The organism is Pseudundibacterium arcticum, assembly GCF_042646465.1.
Classification (GTDB): Bacteria; Pseudomonadota; Gammaproteobacteria; order Burkholderiales; family Burkholderiaceae_D; genus Undibacterium_A; species Undibacterium_A arcticum.
Genome location: NZ_JBHRTP010000025.1, coordinates 1 through 22,530 on the forward strand (window position 1 = coordinate 1; position 22,530 = coordinate 22,530).

At 59.7% G+C, this 22,530-nt stretch carries 20 protein-coding genes, 2 tRNA genes and 1 other RNA gene; 14 read left to right on the forward strand and 9 right to left on the reverse strand.

All coding sequences use genetic code 11. From position 1 onward, the window contains the following. Window positions 1-373: 373 nt before the first annotated feature. A complete protein-coding gene (hutC, locus tag ACFOFO_RS09875; RefSeq protein WP_390322823.1) occupies window positions 374-1,093 on the reverse strand; it encodes a histidine utilization repressor in 720 nt (239 codons plus the stop codon). Between the two features lie 158 nt (window positions 1,094-1,251). On the opposite strand from hutC, the gene hutU reads away from it, so the two are divergent. The 11 genes from hutU (at window position 1,252) to ACFOFO_RS09930 (ending at window position 12,305) form a co-directional block, all read left to right on the forward strand. Then, a complete protein-coding gene (gene hutU, locus ACFOFO_RS09880) occupies window positions 1,252-2,979 on the forward strand; it encodes a urocanate hydratase (RefSeq protein ID WP_390322824.1) in 1,728 nt (575 codons plus the stop codon). A gap of 293 nt (window positions 2,980-3,272) precedes the next feature. Then, the gene (gene hutH, locus ACFOFO_RS09885; protein ID WP_390322825.1) at window positions 3,273-4,829 is read left to right on the forward strand and encodes a histidine ammonia-lyase; all 1,557 of its coding nucleotides are present in this window, start codon (window positions 3,273-3,275) and stop codon (window positions 4,827-4,829) included. A gap of 46 nt (window positions 4,830-4,875) precedes the next feature. Next, window positions 4,876-5,856, forward strand: a complete 981-nt coding sequence (hutG, locus tag ACFOFO_RS09890) for a formimidoylglutamase (protein WP_390322826.1) — start codon at window positions 4,876-4,878, stop codon at window positions 5,854-5,856. Between the two features lie 26 nt (window positions 5,857-5,882). Continuing rightward, window positions 5,883-6,488: a HutD/Ves family protein gene (locus ACFOFO_RS09895; RefSeq protein ID WP_390322827.1), complete on the forward strand. Its 606-nt coding sequence runs from the start codon at window positions 5,883-5,885 to the stop codon at window positions 6,486-6,488. Further along, window positions 6,485-7,729: an imidazolonepropionase gene (gene hutI, locus ACFOFO_RS09900; RefSeq protein ID WP_390322828.1), complete on the forward strand. Its 1,245-nt coding sequence runs from the start codon at window positions 6,485-6,487 to the stop codon at window positions 7,727-7,729. Before ACFOFO_RS09895 ends, hutI begins: the two co-directional genes overlap by 4 nt. A 389-nt stretch (window positions 7,730-8,118) precedes the next feature. Next, window positions 8,119-8,922 (forward strand): substrate-binding periplasmic protein, encoded by an 804-nt coding sequence (locus ACFOFO_RS09905; RefSeq protein ID WP_390322829.1) that lies wholly within the window; start codon window positions 8,119-8,121, stop codon window positions 8,920-8,922. A gap of 71 nt (window positions 8,923-8,993) precedes the next feature. Further along, the gene (locus ACFOFO_RS09910; RefSeq protein WP_390322830.1) at window positions 8,994-10,592 is read left to right on the forward strand and encodes a CHASE domain-containing protein; all 1,599 of its coding nucleotides are present in this window, start codon (window positions 8,994-8,996) and stop codon (window positions 10,590-10,592) included. A 109-nt stretch (window positions 10,593-10,701) separates the two neighbouring features. Then, a complete protein-coding gene (locus tag ACFOFO_RS09915; RefSeq protein ID WP_390322831.1) occupies window positions 10,702-10,917 on the forward strand; it encodes a DUF904 domain-containing protein in 216 nt (71 codons plus the stop codon). After that, window positions 10,914-11,225 (forward strand): cell division protein ZapA, encoded by a 312-nt coding sequence (locus tag ACFOFO_RS09920; protein ID WP_390322832.1) that lies wholly within the window; start codon window positions 10,914-10,916, stop codon window positions 11,223-11,225. The genes ACFOFO_RS09915 and ACFOFO_RS09920 overlap by 4 nt, the downstream gene beginning before the upstream one ends. Before the next feature lie 79 nt (window positions 11,226-11,304). Beyond that, a non-coding RNA gene (gene ssrS / locus ACFOFO_RS09925) (6S RNA) lies at window positions 11,305-11,485 on the forward strand. Window positions 11,486-11,846: 361 nt separating this feature from the next. Further along, window positions 11,847-12,305 carry an EVE domain-containing protein gene (locus ACFOFO_RS09930; RefSeq protein WP_390322833.1) on the forward strand — a complete coding sequence of 153 codons (459 nt, stop codon included), beginning with the start codon at window positions 11,847-11,849 and terminating at the stop codon, window positions 12,303-12,305. Between the two features lie 66 nt (window positions 12,306-12,371). On the opposite strand, the gene ACFOFO_RS09935 is transcribed toward ACFOFO_RS09930, so the two are convergent. The 4 genes from ACFOFO_RS09935 to ACFOFO_RS09950 all read right to left on the reverse strand — a co-directional run bounded on the left by ACFOFO_RS09935 (window position 12,372) and on the right by ACFOFO_RS09950 (window position 15,075). After that, complete coding sequence (locus ACFOFO_RS09935) at window positions 12,372-12,788, reverse strand: hypothetical protein (protein ID WP_390331461.1); 417 nt, start codon at window positions 12,786-12,788, stop codon at window positions 12,372-12,374. Window positions 12,789-12,976: 188 nt separating this feature from the next. Continuing rightward, a complete protein-coding gene (locus tag ACFOFO_RS09940) occupies window positions 12,977-13,594 on the reverse strand; it encodes an FMN-binding negative transcriptional regulator (protein WP_390322835.1) in 618 nt (205 codons plus the stop codon). Window positions 13,595-13,596: 2 nt separating this feature from the next. After that, a complete protein-coding gene (locus ACFOFO_RS09945; protein ID WP_390322836.1) occupies window positions 13,597-14,022 on the reverse strand; it encodes a GNAT family N-acetyltransferase in 426 nt (141 codons plus the stop codon). A 30-nt stretch (window positions 14,023-14,052) separates the two neighbouring features. Then, window positions 14,053-15,075: a CDP-6-deoxy-delta-3,4-glucoseen reductase gene (locus ACFOFO_RS09950; protein WP_390322837.1), complete on the reverse strand. Its 1,023-nt coding sequence runs from the start codon at window positions 15,073-15,075 to the stop codon at window positions 14,053-14,055. Between the two features lie 11 nt (window positions 15,076-15,086). Here ACFOFO_RS09950 and ACFOFO_RS09955 point away from each other — a divergent pair, with 11 nt between their 5' ends. Continuing rightward, window positions 15,087-15,995, forward strand: a complete 909-nt coding sequence (locus ACFOFO_RS09955; protein WP_390322838.1) for an NAD-dependent epimerase/dehydratase family protein — start codon at window positions 15,087-15,089, stop codon at window positions 15,993-15,995. 190 nt (window positions 15,996-16,185) lie between these two features. Continuing rightward, on the forward strand, window positions 16,186-17,022 hold the full coding sequence (locus ACFOFO_RS09960) for a substrate-binding periplasmic protein (protein ID WP_390331462.1): 837 nt from the start codon (window positions 16,186-16,188) through the stop codon (window positions 17,020-17,022). Window positions 17,023-17,107: 85 nt separating this feature from the next. Here the strand turns inward: ACFOFO_RS09960 and ACFOFO_RS09965 are convergent. The 4 genes from ACFOFO_RS09965 to ACFOFO_RS09980 all read right to left on the reverse strand — a co-directional run bounded on the left by ACFOFO_RS09965 (window position 17,108) and on the right by ACFOFO_RS09980 (window position 20,336). Next, window positions 17,108-17,183, reverse strand: a tRNA-Lys gene (locus ACFOFO_RS09965). A 141-nt stretch (window positions 17,184-17,324) separates the two neighbouring features. Further along, a complete protein-coding gene (gene tfpB, locus ACFOFO_RS09970) occupies window positions 17,325-19,106 on the reverse strand; it encodes a type IV pilus assembly ATPase TfpB (RefSeq protein WP_390331463.1) in 1,782 nt (593 codons plus the stop codon). A 207-nt stretch (window positions 19,107-19,313) separates the two neighbouring features. Then, the gene (locus ACFOFO_RS09975; protein WP_390322841.1) at window positions 19,314-20,138 is read right to left on the reverse strand and encodes a spermine/spermidine synthase domain-containing protein; all 825 of its coding nucleotides are present in this window, start codon (window positions 20,136-20,138) and stop codon (window positions 19,314-19,316) included. 123 nt (window positions 20,139-20,261) lie between these two features. Beyond that, window positions 20,262-20,336: transfer RNA gene (locus ACFOFO_RS09980), tRNA-Arg, on the reverse strand. Between the two features lie 162 nt (window positions 20,337-20,498). Here ACFOFO_RS09980 and ACFOFO_RS09985 point away from each other — a divergent pair. Further along, complete coding sequence (locus tag ACFOFO_RS09985) at window positions 20,499-22,418, forward strand: ATP-binding cassette domain-containing protein (protein ID WP_390322842.1); 1,920 nt, start codon at window positions 20,499-20,501, stop codon at window positions 22,416-22,418. Window positions 22,419-22,530 lie beyond the last annotated feature (112 nt).

Here is a 22,530-nt window from a genome sequence, read left to right on the forward strand (position 1 = left end):
CATTGGCGGGCGAGGCGGGCGACATGAGCCGTATCGATTTGTCGGCCAAGTACAACTTCAACTGACCTTCAGGGGGCAGGACCGGTTCCGACCCGGCCCTGCTCCCAGCTTCAGGAACAGGTTCAAGTATTACTGCGCCTGCGTGATCTCGCACGATGCGATGCTGCACATGCGCATGTACGTGAGTTCATGCCAATTTTCCCGTTCCATTCGGCTTCAACTGACTTGCGCTCGCTACAGATTATAAGCAGGTTCAAAAACGCTGAAATGTCTCACACCTTGAACGTATATGGCTCGTGAGTAGCTTGAAATCGAATGCTTTGGTGGTTATGTCGTTTCACAGCCGTGCGGTGTTTGCGCAATCAGCGCTACCTTAGCTGAAACTCCCCGAGAACTGATAGCGATGGCCGGGGTGCCACATGGTGGCGACTGATGCAATGCCGTCCATGGATCTGGTTTTGCGTTTGAGGACGAGACAGGGCTCCTTCTGTCCGATGGCTAGCATCTCGGTGATTTCTTTTGGCGCGACGCACGCTTCGATGCTGTAATCGGCGCCTTGCAGTGGCGCGGCGACCATCAGGTATTCGTTAGGCGTGACGACGGAGAAATCCTGCAACATGTAATCCGGCGCAACGTCGGGGTTGACCCAGCGGTCTTCAACCTGGATCGCGATGTCGTTTTCGAAATGCACGATGATCGAATGGAACAGCATATGGCCGGCACGCAGTCCAAACTGCTTGGCCAGTAGCTCGTTCGCCTTGCTGCGTTCCAGGCAGTGCAGTTCACTGCGATGGACGTGGCCGCGGGCCCTGATTTCTTCAGCGATGTTTTTGACCGTTACCAGCGTGGCTTGATATTTTTGCTGCGCGACGTAGGTGCCTGAGCCCTGAATACGGTTCAGAACCTGTTCGGATGTCAACTCCCGCAATGCGCGATTGACCGTCATGCGCGATACCGCGAACTGTATGGACAGCGCTTGTTCAGTCGGAATTACATCGCCTTCCCGCCAGTGACCCAACTGAATCTCATTCAGGATGTAATCCTTGATGCGCTGGAAGATGGGTACATTTGTTTGCTGACCTTGAACTGCCAAATTACTCTCCCTGTTGCTCTCTGCTTGGAGAGCCTTATGCTATTACCACTGCATATTTTATCATCGGCAAGATTTGCATCATCAATTTAAATAATTATTGACTTAGTTGTATATACAACTTAAACTGACTCATCGACTGACTATTGGAGGAGACGAGCATGAACACAGTGACTGATGCAAGCGCCATGGGGCAACTGGACAACGATCCGCGCTACGACGACAGCCGCGAGATCCGCGCGCCGCGCGGCGCCGACAAGGTTTGCAAAAGCTGGCTGACCGAGGCCGCCTACCGCATGATCCAGAACAATCTGGATCCGGAAGTGGCCGAAAATCCGAAGCATCTGGTGGTCTACGGCGGCATCGGCCGTGCCGCTCGCAACTGGGCCTGTTTCGACCAGATCCTGGCCAGCCTGAAGACGCTGGAGGACGACGAAACCCTATTGGTGCAATCGGGCAAGCCGGTCGGCGTGTTCAAGACCCATGCCGATGCGCCGCGGGTGCTGATCGCCAATTCCAACCTGGTGCCGAAATGGGCGAACTGGGAACATTTCAACGAACTCGACCGCAAGGGCCTGTTCATGTATGGCCAGATGACCGCCGGCAGCTGGATCTACATCGGCAGCCAGGGCATCGTGCAAGGCACCTATGAAACCTTTGCCGAAGCCGCGCGCCAGCACTTCGGTGGCGACTGGGGCGGGCGCTGGATCCTGACCGCCGGTCTCGGCGGCATGGGCGGCGCGCAACCGCTGGCGGCGACCTTGGCCGGCGCGGTGTCGCTGACCATCGAATGCCAGCAGAGCAGTATCGACTTCCGCCTGCGCACCCGCTATGTCGACAAGCAGGCGAAAGACATAGACGATGCGCTGGCGCTGGTCAAATATCATTGCGAACGCAAGGAGGCGGTGTCGATCGCGTTGCTCGGCAATGCTGCCGAAATCCTGCCGGAACTGGTGAAGCGCGCGCAAGCCGGCGGCCTCAGACCCGACCTGGTGACCGACCAGACCTCGGCGCACGATCTGATCAATGGCTACCTGCCGATCGGCTGGACCGTCGGACAATGGAAGGCGGCGCAGCACGACGCCAGCCAGCACGCGCATCTGGCGTCGGCGGCGGCGCAATCGTGCGCGCAGCATGTGCAGGCGATGCTCGATTTCCACACGATGGGCGTCAAGACCGTCGATTACGGCAATAACATCCGCCAGGTCGCGCTCGACTATGGCGTGCGCGATGCGTTCGCATTTCCCGGCTTCGTGCCGGCCTATATCCGGCCGCTGTTTTGCGAAGGCAAGGGCCCGTTCCGCTGGGTTGCGCTGTCCGGCGATCCGGAGGATATTTACAAGACCGACGCCAAGATCAAGGAGCTGTTTCCCGATAACCAGCGGGTGCATCGCTGGCTCGATATGGCGCGTGATCGCATCGCATTCCAGGGTTTGCCGGCGCGCATCTGCTGGCTCGGTCTGGGCGAACGTCATATCGCGGGACTGGCCTTCAACGAAATGGTGAAGAATGGCGAACTGAAGGCGCCGATCGTGATCGGTCGCGACCATCTCGATACCGGTTCGGTCGCCAGCCCGAACCGTGAAACCGAAAGCATGAAGGATGGCACCGATGCGGTATCGGACTGGCCGTTGCTGAATGCGTTGCTGAACACCGCCGGCGGTGCGACCTGGGTCTCGCTGCACCACGGCGGCGGGGTCGGCATGGGCTATTCGCAGCATGCCGGCATGGTTATCGTGGCCGATGGCACCGATGCCGCCGCCAAGCGGCTGGCACGGGTGCTGGTCAACGACAGCGGCTCCGGCGTGATGCGCCACGCCGATGCCGGCTACGAGACTGCGGTGGCCTGCGCCAAGCGCAATGGCCTGCAATTGCCGATGATCGAATAACGATGATCAACTAATGTTGATCAATTAATGTTGATCAATAAATGATGATCAATTAAGTGGGACTGACGCAAGCTGCGTAATCTCGTAGGATGGGTGAAACCCATCAGTGAGCGCCAACGGAGAAAGACGGGTTGTACCACCCATCCTACTTTCTTTCTCGTTTGCGTAAGTCCTGTTAAGGATGATCGCTGGATGCCACAGCTACGGCGCGCGTGCACCCCGCCAGCTCCGCCGCATGGGTGTGATGACGGTGCGTCAGGCGCTGCGGTTCAAAATATTACATAGGAATTGTTATGACACAGCAACCAGGATTTACCCTCGTGCCAGGCCAAATGACGTTGGCCGACTTGCGCCGCGTCTGGGCACAGCCGGTAACACTCACACTCACCGCGTCAGCCTATCCGGCGATCGAAGCATCGGCCGCCGCCGTGCGCAAGATCGTCGCGCGCGGTGCGCCGGCCTACGGCATCAATACCGGATTCGGCCTGCTGGCCAAGACGCATATACCGGATGCGCAGTTGGAGAAGTTGCAGCGCAACCTGATCCTGTCGCATTCGGTCGGTACCGGCGAGCCGTTGAACGATGCAGTAGTGCGGTTGGTCATGCTGATGAAAATCGGCAGCCTGGCGCGTGGCTTTTCGGGCATCCGCCCCGAGGTCATCGACACGCTGATCGCGTTGTTGAATGCCGGCATCATGCCGTCGATTCCGGCCAAGGGCTCGGTCGGCGCGTCCGGCGATCTGGCGCCGCTGTCGCACATGACGCTGGCGATCATGGGCGAGGGCGACGTCAGTGTCGACGGCAAGCTGATGCCGGCGCAACAGGCGCTAAAAAATGCCGGCATTACGCCGATCGTGCTGGCGGCCAAGGAAGGTCTGGCACTGATCAACGGCACCCAGGTCTCGACCGCGCTGGCGCTGCACGGGCTGTTCATGGCCGAGCGTTTATGGGAAGCCGGCACCGTGGTCGGCGCGCTCGCGATCGATGCCGCCAAGGGTAGCGACGCGCCGTTTGACGCGCGCGTGCATGCGGTACGCGGACAGCCGGGACAGATCGCGTCGGCCCAGATTTATCGTCAGTTGCTGGCAGGCAGCGCAATCCGCAAATCGCATCTGGTGCAGGACGAGCGGGTGCAGGATCCATACAGCCTGCGCTGTCAGCCGCAGGTGATGGGCGCCTGCCTGGACCTGATCAACAATGCGGCGCGCACGCTGCTGATCGAAGCCAACGCGGTGACCGACAATCCGTTGATTTTTAACGACGGTTCCTCGGAATTCAGCGAAGTCATTTCCGGCGGAAATTTCCACGCGGAACCGGTCGCCTTCGCCGCCGATACGCTGGCGCTGGCGATCGCGGAAATCGGCGCCTTGTCCGAACGCCGCATCGCATTGCTGATCGACGCCACCTTGTCGGGCTTGCCGCCATTCCTGGTCAAGGATCCGGGCATCAATTCCGGCTTCATGATCGCGCATGTGACTGCCGCCGCGCTGGCGTCGGAGAACAAGTCGCTGGCGCATCCGGCCAGCGTCGACAGCCTGCCGACCTCGGCCAATCAGGAAGACCACGTCAGCATGGCGACCTTCGCCGGGCGGCGCTTGCACGACATGGCGCACAACACCGCGGCGATTGTCGGCATCGAACTGCTGGCCGCCGCGCAAGGCGTGGATTTTCACCGGCCGTTGCAGTCGTCCGAGTTGCTGGAGCAAGTGCACCACCAACTGCGTGAAAAAGTGGCATTCTATGAAGTTGATCGTTTCTTTGCGCCCGACATCGAGGCCGCCAAGCAGCTGGTGCTGCATGGCACGCTCAGCACCGGGTCGCATGCGCTGTTTGCAGCGCTGTATGCATAACACCATGCGCAACTGAGCCAATGAGGGCGGTGTGGAGGATAACCAGATGAAACAGGATCCCGACATGCAATTGTGGCAGGGCCGCGTCGATGCGGCGGAAGGCCCGCTCGGCCAGCGCTGGCATCAGATCGTCAAACCCTTGACTGCGCTGCCGGCGACCAATGCGCAGGGCTCGGTGGCGCTGCTCGGTTTCGCCTGTGATGCCGGCGTCGCACGCAACCATGGCCGCACCGGCGCAAAGGATGGTCCGGCAGCGATCCGCGCGATGCTGGGCAATATGCCGGTGCATGAATGCAAGGTAATCTTCGATGCCGGCGATGTGCTGTGTCCGGCCGAGAATGACAACGATGACAATAGCCTGGAAAGTGCACAGGAACAGCTGTCGGCGCAGCTGGCGGCATTGCTGGCGCGCGGCCTGTTTCCGATCGCGATGGGGGGCGGGCACGAGATCGCGTTTGGCAGTTTCAAAGGACTCGCGACGCATCTGGCCATGCATGAAACAGTGCCGCGGATCGGCATCATCAACCTCGATGCCCATTTCGATCTGCGCATGAGCGAGCAGGCCAGTTCCGGTACGCCGTTCCGCCAGATTGCCGAAGACTGTGTGGCGCGCGGCTGGCCGTTCCATTATTGCTGCCTCGGTGTCAGCAGCTTCGCCAATACCGCCGCGCTATTTGAGCGTGCGCGCCAGCTGGGCGTCAACTGGCGCCTCGACGAGGATATGGGGACCGCGCAGATGCCGGAGATTCAGGCCATGCTGGCGCATTTTTTGGCTGAGGTGGACCACGTCTATTTCACGATCTGTCTCGATGTATTGCCGGCGTCGGTGATGCCGGGTGTCAGCGCGCCGGCCGCGCACGGCGTCGCGCTGGACGTGGTGGAGTCCGTGATCGACATGGTGTGCGACTCCGACAAACTGCGGCTGGCCGATATTGCGGAGCTCAATCCGACCTACGACATCGACCACCACAGCGCAAGAGTGGCCGCGCGTTTGCTGGCGCGGATTGCAAACAATGTGTCGGCTTGAGTGCGCGGCCTGAATGCGCGGTCTGAATGCAAATAATCAGCGCACAAAACTATCGCCGCATGCCGTGGAAGAACGGTGGCGGCGTCACCGCCGAGATTGCGATTTCGCCGGCCGCTGCGACGCTCGGTGATTTTGACTGGCGCATCAGCAGTGCGCGGGTCACCACTGCCGGCGAATTTTCGCGTTTTCCCGGCATCGATCGTTCACTCGTGGTGCTGGACGGCGGCGACCTGAGCTTGCGTTTGCCCGGCGACCAATACCAATATCTGACACCGGCCTCGGCGCCGTATGCATTCGACGGCGCAGCGCCGATCAGCGCGACGCTGTCGGCGGCCGCGATTACCGACCTGAATGTGATGACCAGGCGCGACCGATGCCGGCACCATTTGCAGCGGATCGCATGGTCGGATCCAATCCGGATCGACGCGGCCGATGCGGGCACGACCAGATTGGTGTTTCATGCGCTAGGAGTCGAGCTTCATTGTCATTCCAGCGCAACAGGTCAAATGATTGCGCTGCCAGCCGGCGGTACGTTGCTGCTCGATGCCGCTGATGCAATCGAGCTCAAGCCTGCCTCGGCGGCACCTGATGCGCGCGCCATGCTGTACCTGATCGAGATCACAACAAGATGAAAGAACCACCGATGCAGAACTGGGACAGTCTTTGGTGCAATGTGAATCTGGCGACCATGGCCGAGGCTTGCGGCTATGGTGAAATCCACGACGGCGCGCTCGCGATCCGCGACGGCAAGATCGCCTGGATCGGTCCGCGCAGCGCGCTGCCGGCCGACTATCACGCGACGGAGCAACACGATGGCTTTGGTGGCTGGATCACGCCCGGCCTGATCGACTGCCACACCCACATCGTCCACGCCGGCAATCGCAGCAATGAATTCGAAGCGCGCTTGAACGGCATCAGTTACGAAGAAATCGCGCGCTCCGGTGGCGGCATCCTGTCCACCGTACGCGCGACCCGCGCCGCCAGCGCAGATGAATTGCTGCAACAAAGCCTGCCGCGCGTACTGAGCCTGCTGGCCGAGGGCGTGACCACGATTGAAATCAAATCCGGCTATGGCCTGTCGCTCGAAGCGGAGGCGAAAATGTTGCAGGTGGCGCGACGTATCGGCGCCACCTTGCCGGTCACGGTCAAAACCACCTTCCTCGGCGCGCACGCGCTGCCGCCGGAATTTGCGGGCCAGGCCGATGCCTATGTTGACGCGGTCTGCGCGCAGATGCTGCCGGCGCTGGCGGCGCAGGGACTGGTCGATGCGGTCGATGCATTTTGCGAGAATATCGGCTTTTCGCCGGCCCAGACCGAGCGCGTGTTCCGCGCTGCCCAGCGCCTGGGGTTGCCGGTCAAGCTGCATGCCGAGCAGTTGTCCGACCAGGCCGGCGCCGCATTGGTGGCGCGCTATCATGGGCTGTCGGCCGATCATCTGGAATATCTGTCAGCCGACGGCGTCCAGGCGATGGCGCAGCAGGGCACCGTGGCGGTGCTATTGCCCGGCGCCTATTATTTTCTGCGCGAAACCAAACAGCCGCCGATCGAGGCGCTGCGCGCCGCCGCTGTGCCGATGGCCGTTGCCACCGATTGCAACCCTGGCACTTCGCCCATGACGTCGCTGCTGCTGGCAATGAATATGGCCTGCACGCTATTCCGCCTGACCCCGCAGGAAGCGCTGGCCGGCGCCACCTGTCACGCCGCCCAAGCGCTCGGCATCGCCGCTACGGTCGGCACGCTGGCGCTCGGCAAGCGCGCCGATCTCGCGCTGTGGGCGATCAGCCGTCCGGCCGACCTGGCCTATGCGATCGGTCACAACCCTTGTCTCGCCGTGATCAATGCCGGCGCGCGCAGGACCCCGCGCAATTCATGATCATCGAGTTGTCGGAGCAGTTCTGGCAGAGCGATATGAAGCGCCGGTGCCCGACGCCGGTGGCGACTTCTGCACGCCGCTCGCACCGAGTGGCAAGATCACCCCGCGCCTAAACGGTGCGTAGTCATGCGCCGGATCCCGCCGGGTCCCTTCCTGACCGCGATCCCCGTGCGGCGCACCATTTGATTGCGACACTCTTGCGCAACCTGACGCAAACGCCAACGCGTTGCTGTGCGAGAACGATCATCCCTTAAAAAGCCGGTTACAATCAGCAAACACGGTCATCGATCGCTTGCGTGATGTCAATCTGCAACGAACGAATTGGTCGGGACGCCACGCATTGCAGAAATATTAATCAGGCAAGCGACAGGCAAAGGGAGCTAATAACGATGACGCGCAATGCCCGGATATTATTGCTGCGATGTGTATTGCTGAACTTCTTGCTGTGCCTGACGACCGCCGTTGCGGCCAAAGACGGGCCGGATTGCAGCCGGCCGATGACGCTGGCGCTGCACGATCACGGCTTGCTGTATTCTGCCGACCAGGACGTCGGCATCGACAAGGATTTTGCCGATGAGCTGATCAGGCGCAGCGGCTGCAAGATCAGCCTGACGCTGATGCCGCGTGGCCGGATCTGGCAGTTGATCGAACGCGGCGTGCTCGATTTCAGCCTGTCCGGCATCACCAATGAAGAGCGTGACAAGTTCGCCGGCTTCGCCTGGTATTTCTCGAACAAGTACTATCTGCTGGTGCGCAACGATGCCAAGGCGCACAGCCTGGCCGAATTCAGTAACGATCCGAAACTGCAGCTAGGGGTGATCCGCAGCTTCCGTTATGGCAACAACGCGAATCGGATGGTCGACAAGCTCGATGCCGAACAACGCGTCAGCTATGCCTCCGGCCTCGACCCGTTGTATCAGGTCCTGGGACTGAACCGGATTCAGGCGATGATCATTGAACCATTCGACTATGCCGACATCGAAAGCGGCCAGATCAGGGCGCTGACCAGCACCATCGAAATCAATGACGAGTCGATTGCGCACGGACTGATCATGTCCAAAAAGGCGATCTCGCCGCAGCAACAGGAAAAATGGCGCGCGCTGGTTAACCAGATGCGGGCCGATGGCACGGTGTTGCGAATATTTGAAAAATACTTTACCCCGGAACTGGCCAGAGCGATGGTCAACTTCTGAAGTTGCTGCCGCAACGCCGACCCAGCTTTGCGCCGATCCACTATTGATATGTTGACTATCGCGAAACCATCTTGATCTGGCTACGGCATCGCTTCCTGTTTCTGTTGGTGCTCGCCGGCTCGCTCGGCGCGACCTACCTATTGTGGCAACACGAGAAAAACAGCGTGGCCCAGGTGTTGCGCGCTACCCTCGACTTCAATCTGCGCGAAACAAGCAGCCGCATCGAACAGCGTCTCGCATCCTATGAACAGATGCTGCGCGGGGCGCAAGGGCTGTATGCCGCCTCGGATAATGTCGAGCGGCGCGATCTGCGCGCCTTTGTCGAATCGCTGCAAACGGGTTCCGACTTTCCCGGCATGCGTGGCATCGGCGTGGCGCCGCTGGTGTTACTAAAGGACCGGAGTCGTCACATCAGCGAATTGCACAGACTGGGTTTTCCCGACTACACCATCGTGCCGGAAGGGCGGCGCGACGTATTCGCACCGATCGTGCAGGTCGAACCAACCATCAGCCCGAGCTGGGACGCGATGGGATATGACATGTATTCGGACAGCGTGCGCCGCGCCGCGATGGAGCGGGCGCGCGATTCCGGCATGGCCGCGATTTCAGGCAAGGTGAGCGTGCCGCCGCAGGCCGACCGCACGCCGCAGGGCGCATTCCTGATGTATATGCCACTGTATCAGCACGATGCGGTACACAATTCGCCGAGTACGCGCCGGGCCACGCTGGTCGGCTGGACCTTCGTACCCCTGCTGATGAACGAGCTGATGGCCAGCCTGTATGGCGAGAACGAAGCGGCCACCAAATTCAGGATCTACGATGGCGTCGGGCTCACGCAGCAGACGCTGATGTACGACTCGGGCCACGACGATGGCAGAGCGCCGGACGGGCAGCAGTTGTCGGCCAATGAATACATAGTCGTCGGTGGCCACACCTGGACCCTGGTGATTAGTGCGCAGGACGGTTTCGACGCCCGTTTCGGTCGCGACAAGTCACAACTGATCGCGATCACCGGCATCGTGCTGAGCCTGTTGCTGGCAATGCTGACCTGGCAACTCAGTACCAGCCGCGAGCGCGCGGTGGTACTGGCCACCGAAATGACCGGCGAGCTGCGGGCGATGGCTGCCACCGATTTCCTCACCGGCCTGTCCAATCGGCGTCATTTCATGGCGGGTATGGCGGACGAACTGGCGCGGCTACAGCGGCTCGATTACAACGGCTCGGCGGTGCTGATGCTCGATGTTGACCATTTTAAACAAATTAACGACAGCTACGGTCACGCCGTCGGCGATGCGGTGTTAAAGCATCTGGCGCACTTGATGCAGGGCAGTCTGCGCAAAGTCGACCTGATCGGCCGCCTCGGGGGCGAGGAATTTGCCATGATTCTGAATGGCACCATTGGCAGCGCCGCGCAAACATTTGCCGAGCGACTGCGCCAAACCATTGCCGATACGCCGCTGATGCATAATGGCCAACCGATCCCGGTCACCGTCAGTATCGGCATTACCGACATGAGCGTGGTCGATGCCAATGCTGAATCGGCGTTAATGCGCGCGGACGAGGCCTTGTATTGCGCGAAGGCGGGCGGACGCAACCGGGTCGAGGCCGTTACTGAGGGGACAAAAAAATTAATTCTGAGCGCCGAACTGCGACCTGGATCGATGGCATGACCACAGTCGCCCAAACCTTGCATGGCAAAGATGAGAAATCTCCTCAAAAACATGCACTAAGCGATTGAATCTATTGACGCAAATTCGCAAGCCCAACTATAGTAACGAGATGATCTCCGATTTCCACCAACTATCCGAAAAAATCGCGCAACTGGCAGAGCTGGCACAATCGCTGCGCCGCGAAAATGCCGATCTGCGACTGAAGAGCGCGCTGATAGCGGCCGAAAATGCCGAGCTCAGCAAACGGATGCAGGAGGCGCATCAGCGCGTGGCCGCGTTGCTGGATCAGATTCCGGCGACAGAACAAGATGAGGAGGCCGTATGATTCAACTCGACGTCACGATCATGGGGCAGTCATACAAATTGACCTGCAAGCAAGGTGAGCAGGAAACCTTGCAGCAGGCGGTGGCCTACCTTGACGAAAAAATGTGCGCGATCCGTGATACCGGCAAGATCAAGGGCAATGATCGCATCGCGGTGATGGCATCGCTCGGAATCGCGGCCGAGCTATTGCTGGTCAAGGCGCCGGAAGGGCCGTTTTCAGATTTGAATCTGTCACAGGTGGCACAGAAAATTTCTGTCATGCATGCCGTGCTCGACGGTGCGCTGACACCACAGGAAAATCTGTTTTAGCCGGCATTGTTTTCCGCCTGTCAAGCAAGTTTAAATTCCGCCAAAGCGGTTGACACGGGTGTCCATTGGAGTAAACTTTAATTCCCTGCCGTGTTCGAGAGTGTCATATATTCCTTGAACCATTTAACTGCATCGGCTTCGGAATTTTGTTCGATGGGAGTGAGCGTCGCTAGTCCGACGAACCCGAAATTGAACTAACCGTGGCCACCTTGGACCGCTTTGGTTCGGGATGCTGGCATAACGGCACAGGCGGGGACGAATGTATAAGCGGCTGCCAGCAGTGATGTTGCGCGGCCGCTTTTTTATGCGTGCATTTGTCAAGGTTGGTCAAGCTCAGTCAACGTCGATCGGCACATCGCTTGAATATCTGCAAGAATCGGGTGGGTCATCCTAGAAACCTCAGTTGGACAGGGTCGAGTGTGCATTTTTCCGACTCTCCGGCGAGACGAGGACGCAGACTGCATTCTGCTAGGAGGAACAACGACGTCAGGGAGTCGGAAAAGGGTGCAATCGATCCTGTAGCGCTCTCACCTAAATGGTGAGCACCTTCATTGCCACAATTCTCAATTTATTCAATCGCTTATCGAAGCTGATAAGCGGTCAACTGAGGTTTCTAGGATCATGCACTATTGGTTGATGAAATCGGAGCCGGAAGAGATGAGTATCGATGCCGCTCTGGCTGAACCGAAGCACACCGTACCCTGGTTCGGAGTACGCAATTATCAGGCCCGCAACTTCATGCGTGACGCCATGCAAGTTGGCGACGGCGTGCTGTTCTATCATTCCAGTTGCCCGGAACCGGGTGTCGCCGGCTTCGCACGCGTTGCCAGCATCGCTTATCCCGATGCAAGCCAATTCGACCCCGACAGCAAATACTTCGATCCGAAATCCGCGCCCGAGCAGCCGCGCTGGATGCTGGTCGACGTTCAGGCGCTGAAGAAGACCCGTTTGATTTCACTGGCAGAACTGCGGGCGCAGCCCGAGTTAGCCAACATGGTGATCCTGAAGCGCGGCAACCGTCTGTCGATTACGCCGGTCAGCGCGGCAGAATGGCGCTGCCTGCAACACATGTCAAAATAAATCGCCGATCGACATTGCGGCCGGACACTGGTGCCACGGCATCGATCCGGTGCCATGCCGACGCCATCAGCCGTACGCGCCACCGGTGTACAGTAAGTCGAACAGCCTGGCGATCGTCGCGATCAGTGCGGTGGCGCCCAAGCCGAGCGTGAGCACTAACAGCAGCGCCAGCGGCCAGTTCGACGCCGATGTTCGACCCGACTCCCGGTTGTGCACCGCATCCCATTTTTCGTCCGGCGTCAAGCCGATCACCAGCGCTTCCAGGAAGCCGGTCAGCGCCGACGCGACCAGCAAACCGCCGGTAAATAGCCACGGCTGCTCGGGCCACAGCCGCCATGCCAGCAATGACAGCGGCAGGCTCAGGAAATGGACCCAGGCCCAGCGATCGCGGTGGCCGTATAGAAAGAAGCGATGCAGCCCGATTGCGCCGCAGATGGATGCCAGCAAGGTGGCGATGGTTTTGTTTTTGTGGCGCGCTGTCATGGGCTGGAATCGTGATTTTCTTATGGTGCCGCGAATAGGGCGGCGCCGGGTTGCGCTGCAACAGGATCGCGGCAGGCAGTTCGCTAGAAGCATATACTCTATCTATTATCATCGATAGCCGCATGTAATTAGCGGTAAATATGAATATACCCCGTAAAAATTATGGGGTTGACGCTAGTCTTTTGCCGTCACGACCAGTGCCCGAGCCGCTGCATCCAGTGCGCCAGTTCGCGTTCGTTTTCTCCACCTTGCTCATGCCAGCGCTGCATCTCCGGCTTGTTGTCGGTCAGCCGGTTTTGCCCCAGCTTGAATTTGCCTTCGAGCTTGTCAACCGTCAATTCGAAGGCGACGATCGCATTCAGCAGGCCATCGCGCAAGGCGCCGTCGATCGCGTCGAATTGTGATCGATAGCCCGGCTCATACTGTGCGATCAGCTGCTGCAAGATATTCAGTTTCGCGTCGGCCGAATGATCGACGCGGACCCGTCCGGTCGCGTGCACGGCGATGTAGTTCCAGGTCGGTACCCGATTGCTGCTCTGGTACAGGGTGGGCGAGATATAGGTATGCGGTCCCTGAAAAATCACCAGCGCGTTCGGATCGGCTTGCAGCGCCTGCCAGTGCGGATTGGCGCGCGCAAAATGTCCATCGATACGCACGCCGGCGTCATCCTGGCTTACTTTCAGCGGCAGATGGCTCGCAAATGGCGCGCCATCCAGATTCGACACCAGTGTCGCAAAACTATGGCGCTGCATCACTTCCATCAGCAACGCCGGATCGTCCTCGCGAAAATGTGGTGGTACGTACATGATCAGTCCTTCAGGTAAATATCCGGCAGGTGGCGCTCCATGTGCAGCTCCGGCTTGGCCAGCGCGGTCCAGCCGTATTTCGCATACAACTCGCGCGCCGTGCTCGACACCAGCGTAAAGCGGCGCAGTCGCTGCAGGTCGGGATGAGCCTGTACCGCATCCATTAGCAGCCGGCTGATGCCGCGGCCGCGATAGTCGGGCAAGGTGAACACGTCGGCCAGATAGGCGTAGGTGGCGCGATCGCTGATCACGCGTGCGAAGCCGACCTGACTACCGTCATGATAGGCGCCGAAGCACAATGAATGGGCGACCGCTTTTTGTAATGTGGCCAGCGGCATGCCGCGGCCCCAGGTCGACTCCTCCGTCAGGAAGCGGTGGATCAGCGCGATGTCGAGCCGCGCCGGATCGTCGGAAATTTCGATCTGCATGTTGCTGGAGCTTGGCAGGCAACTGAAGCGCTAGACCAGATCGGCTTCAGAGGTAAACGAGTCGGCGTAGAACTCGTCGGCCGGCAACTTGCACAGCGCACTGAAATCGCGCTGCGCCGACTCGACCACGATCGGCGCGCCGCAGGCATACACCTGGTGCGCTGACAGGTCCAGCCGGTCGTCGATGACGGCGCGGTGCACAAAGCCGCTGCGACCGTTCCAGCCGTCCTGCGGCTGCGGCTCCGAGATCACCGGCACATAACTGAAATGGGGCAGGGTACGCGCCCACTCTTCACACAAGGCATGCATATACAGGTCTTGCGGGCGGCGCCCGCCCCAGTACAAGGTCATCGGACGCTTCGATTTCAGATGGATCGACTGTTCGATGATTGCCTTGATCGGCGCAAATCCGGTGCCCGACGCCAGCAACACGATCGGCTTGTCGGAATCTTCGCGCAGGAAGAAGGTGCCGAACGGCCCCTCGAAGCGCAGGATATCGCGCTCCTTCATCGTGCCAAATACCTGGTCGGTGAACAGACCGCCCGGCATGTGGCGGATGTGCAGACTGATTTGCGGATCGTCGCCTGGTGCATTCGCCATGCTGTAGCTGCGGCGCTTGCCGTCCTTGAGCAGGAATTCGATGTACTGGCCGGCCAGATACTGCAGCTTTTCATTGGCAGGCAATTGCAGCGTGACCACCACTACATCGTCGGCGACCTTGTCCATCGTGGCAACACGCGACGGCATCTTCTTGATCGGGAACTGGCCGGCGGCCAGCACTTCACGCGCCTCAATGGCGAGGTCGGTATGTGGCGTCGCGCAGCAAAATAGCGCGAGGCCCTGCTTTTCTTCGTCCGGCGACATGGCCTTCAGCTGGTGCGCACCATGGGTCACGCTGCCGGACAGCAATTTGCCCTTGCAGGAGCCGCAAGCGCCATTCTTGCAACCATAGGGCAGCGGGACGCCGGCCCGCATCGCGGCAGCGAGTACCGTTTCGCCATCGTCGCATTCAAATTGCCGTCCGCTCGGCGCAACAGTCACTTGGAAAGTCATACAATCCTGTAATGAGAAATAAAATTAAAAAAATCGGCAAGCCGCGCTTGTTGATCCTCGGCTGCGGCGATGTCGGCATGCGCTTGCTGCCGCTGCTGCGGGAGCGCTTCCGCATCTTCGCAGTCACCAGCCAGGCCGCGCGGCGCGACGAACTGCGCGCGGCCGGCGCCATACCGCTGGTTGCCGATCTGGATCATCGTGCCAGCCTGGCCCGGCTGGCGCGTGTCGCGCCGATGATCGTGCATCTGGCGCCGCCGCATTCGGACGGAACCATTGATCAGCGCAGCCGCAACCTGACCGCCATTTTACCCGAGCGCAGCACCCTGGTTTATGTCAGCACCACCGGGGTGTATGGCGATTGCGGCGGCGCACGGTTCGATGAGACCCGCCCGCTGCATCCAGAGAATCCGCGCGCGCTGCGGCGTGCCGATGCAGAACGGGTCTTGCGCGACTGGGCCAGACGCAGCCAATCACGCCTGGCCATCCTGCGGGTGCCGGGAATATACGCGGCCGACCGCCTGCCTTTGGCGCGCCTGCATAAGGGTACGGCCGCCCTGCTGCCGGAGCAGGACGTCCATACCAACCATATCCACGCCGACGATCTGGCGCACATCATCGCGCTGGCGCTGTTTCGGGCCTTGCCGTGCCGGCTCTACCACGCGTCCGATGATTCCGACATGAAGATGGGCGAATATTTCGATGCCGTGGCCGATGCCTTCCAGCTGCCGCGTCCGCCACGGGTGGCGCGCGCGGCGTTGCAGAATACGGTGTCGCCGATGTTACTGTCGTTCATGTCGGAATCGCGCCGGCTTGCCAATCACCGGATCAAGGCGGAACTCGGGGTCAGGTTGCGCTATCCGCGGGTGACCGATGCATTGTCACAAATGAAAGGCGCTGACCCTCAGGCCGATCCGCGATAGGCTTTTCATTATTTCGCGCCGCATGCTCGGCATTTCAGGTCGAGGGGTAGGCATCTGCCGCTATTTGATTTACTGTTGCACCATTGCGGCTGACCGGCCTGAAGGGCCAACCATCGCGTGGAGAAGAAAAGATAGTGTGGCCCATGCAAGTCAGGCCGACATACTAATGGATACTGGAGACAAGTTAGCGATGCGTGCAGGTAACTGTAAGAACAATGCGTTATTGAAAAAACTATCGCGCGCGCGGTGGTTCGCGATACTAAGCCTGTTCTCCAGTACTGTATCGGCCGACGATAGCTGCAAGCATCTGGTCTCGACCGGTAACCCCGAATATCCGCCTTATCTGTGGCGCGACCCTGGCGATGAAACTCGCTTGATCGGTGCCAATGCCGATCTGATGCAGTTGCTGGCCAAGGAAGTCGGCGTTCCAATCGACACGAAATATGGCGGACCGTGGGCGCGCGTTCAGGAAGAGATCAAATCCGGACGCGCCGACATCATCGCAGGCGCCTTCTTTACGCTGCCGCGGCTCGACTATATGGACTATGTGTATCCGGCGTTCCGCGACACCAGGTCCGTGATCTGGACCAACAACCGCACCAATCTGAATTACAAAAAATGGAGCGACCTGATCGGTCTGCGCGGCGTGACCGTGATCAACAACAGTTTTGGCGAAAGCTTTGACCGTTTCGCGCAGGAATCGTTGAATATTTCGACCGTTAGCAGCCTGGAGCAGGCATTGAAAATGCTGCAGATGGCGCGTGCTCAATACCTGATCTACGAGGAAGACCCGGCGCGAGCCTATGCTGCGAAGCTGAATATCACCGATCTGAAAATCATGGCGACCGCGATCAGCAATGAAAGCCTGTACCTGACCATTTCACATAAATCGGCATGCAACAGCAGTGACATGCGCGCGCGGCTGGCAAAGGCGATGTACAAGCTGACCAGGCAAAACGTGATGCAGAAACTGGTCGAAACGAACATCCAGTTGTGGCGCCAACAGACCGCCAGGCAACCGTCCTAGCGGATAGAGCGCGAGGCGCAGCAGACAAAGCGGCGCAGAAAAACAAAAAAGCCCGGAAATGATCCGGGCTTTTTTACGTGTTGGTTGGTAGGCCGTGCGGGATTCGAACCTGCGACCAACGGATTAAAAGTCCGCTGCTCTACCAGCTGAGCTAACGACCCAACGCGGGCGAAATTATAGCAAGAAATGAACGCCGGCCCAGACTAATTCGACATTAATTCGGAAATAATTCCGAATTAGTCTGGAATGTGGTTGGAATTCGGGTCGCATCAGTACGGACGTGGCGTCGATTGCTTGCCGAATCAGGTCATTGCCGACGTCACCTTCAGCACTTCGTCGGCGGTCGTCACGCCTTCCGCAATTTTCAGTGCGCCGGCGATGCGCAGCGGTTTCATGCCATCGCCGATGCTTTGCCGCTTCAGTGCCTGAATATCGGCTTCTGCCCGGATCAATTTGGAAAATTCCGGCGTAATGGTCAGCAATTCATACAGACCGGTGCGGCCGCGATAGCCAGTCTGACGGCATTCGGGACAGCCGACCGGGCGATAGATGTTGCTGGGTTTGGGGATGCCCCAGCCTTCGGTCAGGCCACGCCAGATATCGTCGTTGAGTTCGCCATCCGGGGTTTTGCAGTGGCTGCACAGCGTCCGCACCAGCCGCTGCGCCATGATGCCGGTCAGCGTTGCTTCCAGCAGGTAGTAGGGCACGCCCAGTTCCAGCAGCCGCATCACGGCCGACGGCGAGTCGTTGGTGTGCAAGGTCGACAGCACCAGATGCCCAGTCAGCGCAGCCTGGATCGCCATTTCGGCAGTCGCCAGGTCACGGATTTCGCCCACCATGATGATGTCCGGGTCCTGCCGCATCAGCGCCCGCACGCCATCGGCGAACGACAGGTCGATGCCTGGCTGTATCTGCATCTGGTTGAATGCCGCTTCAACCATTTCGATCGGGTCCTCTACCGTGCAGACATTGACTTCAGAGGTCGCCAGCGCCTTCAGTGTGGTGTACAGCGTGGTGGTCTTGCCGGAGCCGGTCGGGCCGGTCACCAGGATGATGCCATGCGGTTTGGCGGTCAGCGCGTCCCAGCGTTGTGCATCGTCGGCCGGAAAGCCCAGTTCCGGCAGGGTCTTGACCACCACTTCGGGATCGAAAATCCGCATCACCAGTTTTTCGCCAAACGCGGTCGGCAGCGTCGATAGCCGCAACTCGATTTCTTGCCCGCCGGCGGTGCGGGTCTTGACGCGGCCGTCCTGCGGACGGCGCTTTTCGATCACGTCCATGCGCCCGAGCAGCTTGATGCGCGCGGTCATCGCGATCATTACCACCGCCGGCACCTGGTACACCTGGTGCAACACGCCGTCGATGCGGAAGCGGATCACGCTGAAGTCGCGCTTTGGTTCCAGGTGGATATCGGACGCGCGTTGTTCGAACGCGTATTGCCACAGCCAGTCGACGATGTTGACCACGTGCTGGTCGTTGGCATCGACCGTCTTGTTGCTCTTGCCGAGTTCCACCAGCTGCTCGAAATTGTTACGCAGCGCGAGGTCTTGTCCGCTCGATTTGTTCGCGCTCTTGATCGATTTCGCCAGACTGAAAAATTGCGAAATGTATTGTGCGATTTCGAGCGGATTGGCGATCACCAGCTTGATCGTGCGGCGGGTGATCTTGGCGATTTCAGCGTGCCACTCGGTTGCAAACGGCTCGCTGGTCGCGACGGTCAGTTCGGTCGGCGCCAGCTCCAGCGGCAGGATGTTGAAGCGCGCAGCATAGGTGGCCGACATCACGTCGGCGACTTTGGCGAAGTCGATCTTCAGCGGATCGATCCGGTAAAACGGCAGCTTCACCTTGGCGGCCAGCCATTCGGTCAGCCAGTCGAGCGTCAGCAATTTATGCGGCGGCAGTGCCGACAGCAGCTTGCAGTGCGCGACTGCGGTCAGCGGGTGCATCGATACTGCGGCGTTTTTCAGGACCACCTGAGCCTGGGTGTAGCGCGCCTTGACTTCGGCCTTGTCGACGACGCCGTCGGCCAGTAGCCAGGTGAAGACTTGCTGCAGGTCGAGCATTTTTTTGCTGTGGTCGGTCATGGCGCAATGAGGGGGCCGAATTGGCAACACCGGAGAAAATGATTTCCCAAGCGTACCAGTTGTGCGCCGCTTTGGTAAGTCCGGTCGGTAGCTACTGCAACGCCTTATTCCACTTTGCAATCAAAGGTGAACGCGGCCGAGGCGCGCAGACATCACTCTGGTAAGGCAACCGCGGACAACATGTGCACGCTTGATTGAGGCGTGGAATTACAGCAGTTGCGCCGATTTCAAGCCATTGACCCACGATTTGGCGGGCAGTTTGGTGGCAGCGGTAATCTGCGCTGCGCGCGCATACAGCGCTGCGAAGTCCAGTTCGGGACGGGTTTTGAATGCAATGGCGACGATATTGCCTTCGTGGACTTCCGGCAGGCACAGTACCTGATCGAATGCGAAGCGCATCGCCTTCAGGTTCTTGGCATAGCTCGGATGGTCGCCGAACAGATTGACCGTCATCATGCCACCCGGTGCCAGGCAGGCGGCGCAGTCCTGGTAAAACTCCGGCGTGTCGAGCACCGGACCGCGCGCGGTGGCGTCGTACAGATCGACCTGCAGTGCATCGATACTGTCATGGTTATCGCTATCGCCGACAAAATCGAGTGCATCCATCTCCATCACATTCAGCCGATCATCATTACCCGGCAGCTTGAACATGCTTTCGCAGACTGCGATCACCGATGGATTGAGTTCGATCGCCGTGACCCGCGTATCGCTGAACTGGCGGTAGCAGTACTTGGTCAGCGCACCGGTGCCAAGGCCGAGTTGCACGACGTGGCGCGGCTGGTCGTTGAACAGCATCCACATCATCATCTGCTGCGCATATTCGAGCTCGATCCAGTCCGGCTTGCGCAACCGCATCGCGCCTTGTACCCATTCAGTGCCGAAGTGCAGAAAGCGCACGCCTTTCTGTTCCGACAAGGTGACTGGGGCGAACTTCGCCTTGCGGGCCGGTTTTGCGCCGGCGCCGGAACTCGACACGCGCGGCCCAGTGCGCTGGGATTCTTCTTTTTCTATCGATTTGCGTTTGATCAGCATGGCGGTTTCGGTTGGCGGCGGCAGTCGCGGCGATGGAGTCGGCTGCCCGAATTGGCAGGCATTGCGCAGTTCGACTGCGGTGTCCGGCTGCCAGCTTACATGTTGGAGCAGGAGGCAACCGGTTGGTCCCCCCGACAGGAATCGAACCTGTATCCCACGCTTAGGAGGCATGTGCACTATCCATTGTGCTACGAGGAGACAACGCGCCGGATGTATTGCACCCGGCGGCGCTCATTATAGCCGAGCCTTGCAGCGCAAACGCAACCGGAGCTCGTCTATCGGTACAATGCGTGCTTCATTCACTCAATTGGCCGTCTCAGCAGCATTGCGGCCAGACAACACCAGACATAACAGGCATTTATGGCAGTCATTTCCATTTCCGGCGCGCAACTCGCGTTTGGCCACGTCGCGTTGCTCGATCACGCGGAATTTTCCCTCGAAACCGGCGAACGGGTCGGCCTGATCGGACGTAACGGCACCGGCAAATCGTCGTTGCTGAAAATTATCGCGGGCATGTCCAAGCTGGATGACGGTCTGCTGGTGATGCAGCAGGGAATCAAGATCGCGTATGTCGATCAGGAGCCGCACTTCGTCCCGGATATGACAGTATTTGATGCTGTCGCAAGTGGAATGGGCGAGATGCAGGCATTGCTGGCGGAGTATGATGTTTTGACCGGGCAATTTGGCGGCGATGACGACGACGCGCTGATGGAGCGCATGCACGACATTCAGCTCAAGCTCGATGCGGCCGATGCCTGGAGCCTGGGCAACAAAGTCGAAGCCACCCTGGACCGGCTGAACCTGAACAAGGACGCGCTGATGGGCACGCTGTCGGGCGGCATGCAAAAGCGCGTGGCGCTGGCGCGTGCGCTGGTGGCGGCGCCGGACGTGCTGCTGCTGGATGAGCCGACCAATCATCTCGACTTCACGTCGATCATGTGGCTCGAAGGCTTGCTGCGCGACTACAAGGGCAGCGTGCTGTTCGTCACCCACGACCGCAGCTTTCTGGACAATGTCGCGACCCGTATCATCGAGCTCGATCGCGGCAAGCTGTTGTCGTTCCCCGGCAATTTCAGTGCCTATCAGGTGCGCAAGGCAGAGCAGCTGGAGATCGAGGAAGTCGAAAACGCCAAGTTCGACAAGTTTCTGGCGCAGGAAGAAGTCTGGATACGCAAGGGTGTCAAGGCGCGTCGGGTGCGCGATGAAGGGCGGGTGCGACGACTGGAAGCGTTACGGGGGCAGCGCAGCGCCCGGCGCGAACAGCAGGGCCAGGTCAGACTGGACGTGTCGGCCGGCGAGCGCTCCGGCAAGATCGTGGCCGAGCTGGAAAATGTCAGCAAGAGCTATGGCCCGAAAACCATCGTGCACGATTTTTCAGCCACCATCCTGCGTGGCGACAAGGTCGGCCTGATTGGCGCCAACGGCGCCGGCAAGACCACGCTGCTGAAGCTGATCCTGGGCGAAGAACAGGCCGATGGCGGCACCATCCGCCTTGGCACCAAGTTGCAGGTCGCGTACTTTGATCAGATGCGCGCGCAACTGGATGAAAACGCCAGCCTGATGGATACCATTGCGCCCGGCAGCGACTGGGTCGAGATCAACGGCCAGCGCAAGCATGTGATGTCGTATCTGGGCGACTTCCTGTTCGCCCCTGAGCGTGCCCGTTCGCCGGTCAAATCGCTGTCCGGCGGCGAGCGTAACCGCCTGCTGCTGGCACGTCTGTTCGCAAAACCGGCTAACGCGCTGGTGCTCGATGAGCCGACCAACGATCTCGACATCGACACACTGGAGCTGCTGGAAGAATTGCTGGAAGACTACAGCGGTACCGTGTTTCTGGTCAGTCACGACCGCACCTTCCTGGATAACGTGGTGACCCAGGTCATCGTCGCAGAAGGCGACGGTCAGTGGCGCGAATATATCGGTGGCTACAGCGACTGGGAGCGGGTGCGACCGAGCGCCGCGCAACTGGCCGCCGCCAAGTCCGTGAGTAAGCCGGATCCGAAGCCGGCTGCGGTGGCGACCCAAGCCGTGTCGACCATGGCGCCGAAACAAAAGAAATTGAGCTACAAGGAGCAGCGCGAGCTGGAGGAATTGCCGGCGCTGATCGCGAAACTGGAGGATGAACAAAAAGCGATCAGTGGGCAATTAAACGACCCCGACTTGTACAAGAAAAAGCCGGACGAAATCAAGCAGCTCAACGAGCGCTTTGCGGCACTCGATACGCAGTTGCTGGAGAGTTTGGAAAAATGGGAAGCGATCGAGGCGCGCTCACAGGGATGACGGGCGGCGCCGGGTGAACTAAGCCTGGCGCACCGTTGTTCTCGGGCGGCCTATTGACCACTGCTGCCGGCGGCCATCGATGCGTCAGCAGCCTCGCCGCGCGCATGCAGTG

Coding starts and splice junctions, on each gene's coding strand:
- hutH (WP_390322825.1), top strand. CDS start 3,273: ATGACACAGCAACCAGGATTTACCCTCGTGCCAGGCCAAATGACGTTG.
- ACFOFO_RS09920 (WP_390322832.1), top strand. CDS start 10,914: ATGATTCAACTCGACGTCACGATCATGGGGCAGTCATACAAATTGACC.
- ACFOFO_RS09930 (WP_390322833.1), top strand. CDS start 11,847: ATGCACTATTGGTTGATGAAATCGGAGCCGGAAGAGATGAGTATCGAT.
- ACFOFO_RS09985 (WP_390322842.1), top strand. CDS start 20,499: ATGGCAGTCATTTCCATTTCCGGCGCGCAACTCGCGTTTGGCCACGTC.
- hutI (WP_390322828.1), top strand. CDS start 6,485: ATGAAAGAACCACCGATGCAGAACTGGGACAGTCTTTGGTGCAATGTG.
- hutU (WP_390322824.1), top strand. CDS start 1,252: ATGAACACAGTGACTGATGCAAGCGCCATGGGGCAACTGGACAACGAT.
- ACFOFO_RS09975 (WP_390322841.1), bottom strand. CDS start 20,138: ATGCTGATCAAACGCAAATCGATAGAAAAAGAAGAATCCCAGCGCACT.
- ACFOFO_RS09945 (WP_390322836.1), bottom strand. CDS start 14,022: ATGCAGATCGAAATTTCCGACGATCCGGCGCGGCTCGACATCGCGCTG.
- ACFOFO_RS09955 (WP_390322838.1), top strand. CDS start 15,087: ATGAGAAATAAAATTAAAAAAATCGGCAAGCCGCGCTTGTTGATCCTC.
- hutG (WP_390322826.1), top strand. CDS start 4,876: ATGAAACAGGATCCCGACATGCAATTGTGGCAGGGCCGCGTCGATGCG.
- tfpB (WP_390331463.1), bottom strand. CDS start 19,106: ATGACCGACCACAGCAAAAAAATGCTCGACCTGCAGCAAGTCTTCACC.
- ACFOFO_RS09895 (WP_390322827.1), top strand. CDS start 5,883: ATGCAAATAATCAGCGCACAAAACTATCGCCGCATGCCGTGGAAGAAC.
- ACFOFO_RS09935 (WP_390331461.1), bottom strand. CDS start 12,788: ATGACAGCGCGCCACAAAAACAAAACCATCGCCACCTTGCTGGCATCC.
- ACFOFO_RS09915 (WP_390322831.1), top strand. CDS start 10,702: ATGATCTCCGATTTCCACCAACTATCCGAAAAAATCGCGCAACTGGCA.
- ACFOFO_RS09960 (WP_390331462.1), top strand. CDS start 16,186: ATGCGTGCAGGTAACTGTAAGAACAATGCGTTATTGAAAAAACTATCG.
- ACFOFO_RS09950 (WP_390322837.1), bottom strand. CDS start 15,075: ATGACTTTCCAAGTGACTGTTGCGCCGAGCGGACGGCAATTTGAATGC.
- ACFOFO_RS09905 (WP_390322829.1), top strand. CDS start 8,119: ATGACGCGCAATGCCCGGATATTATTGCTGCGATGTGTATTGCTGAAC.
- ACFOFO_RS09940 (WP_390322835.1), bottom strand. CDS start 13,594: ATGTACGTACCACCACATTTTCGCGAGGACGATCCGGCGTTGCTGATG.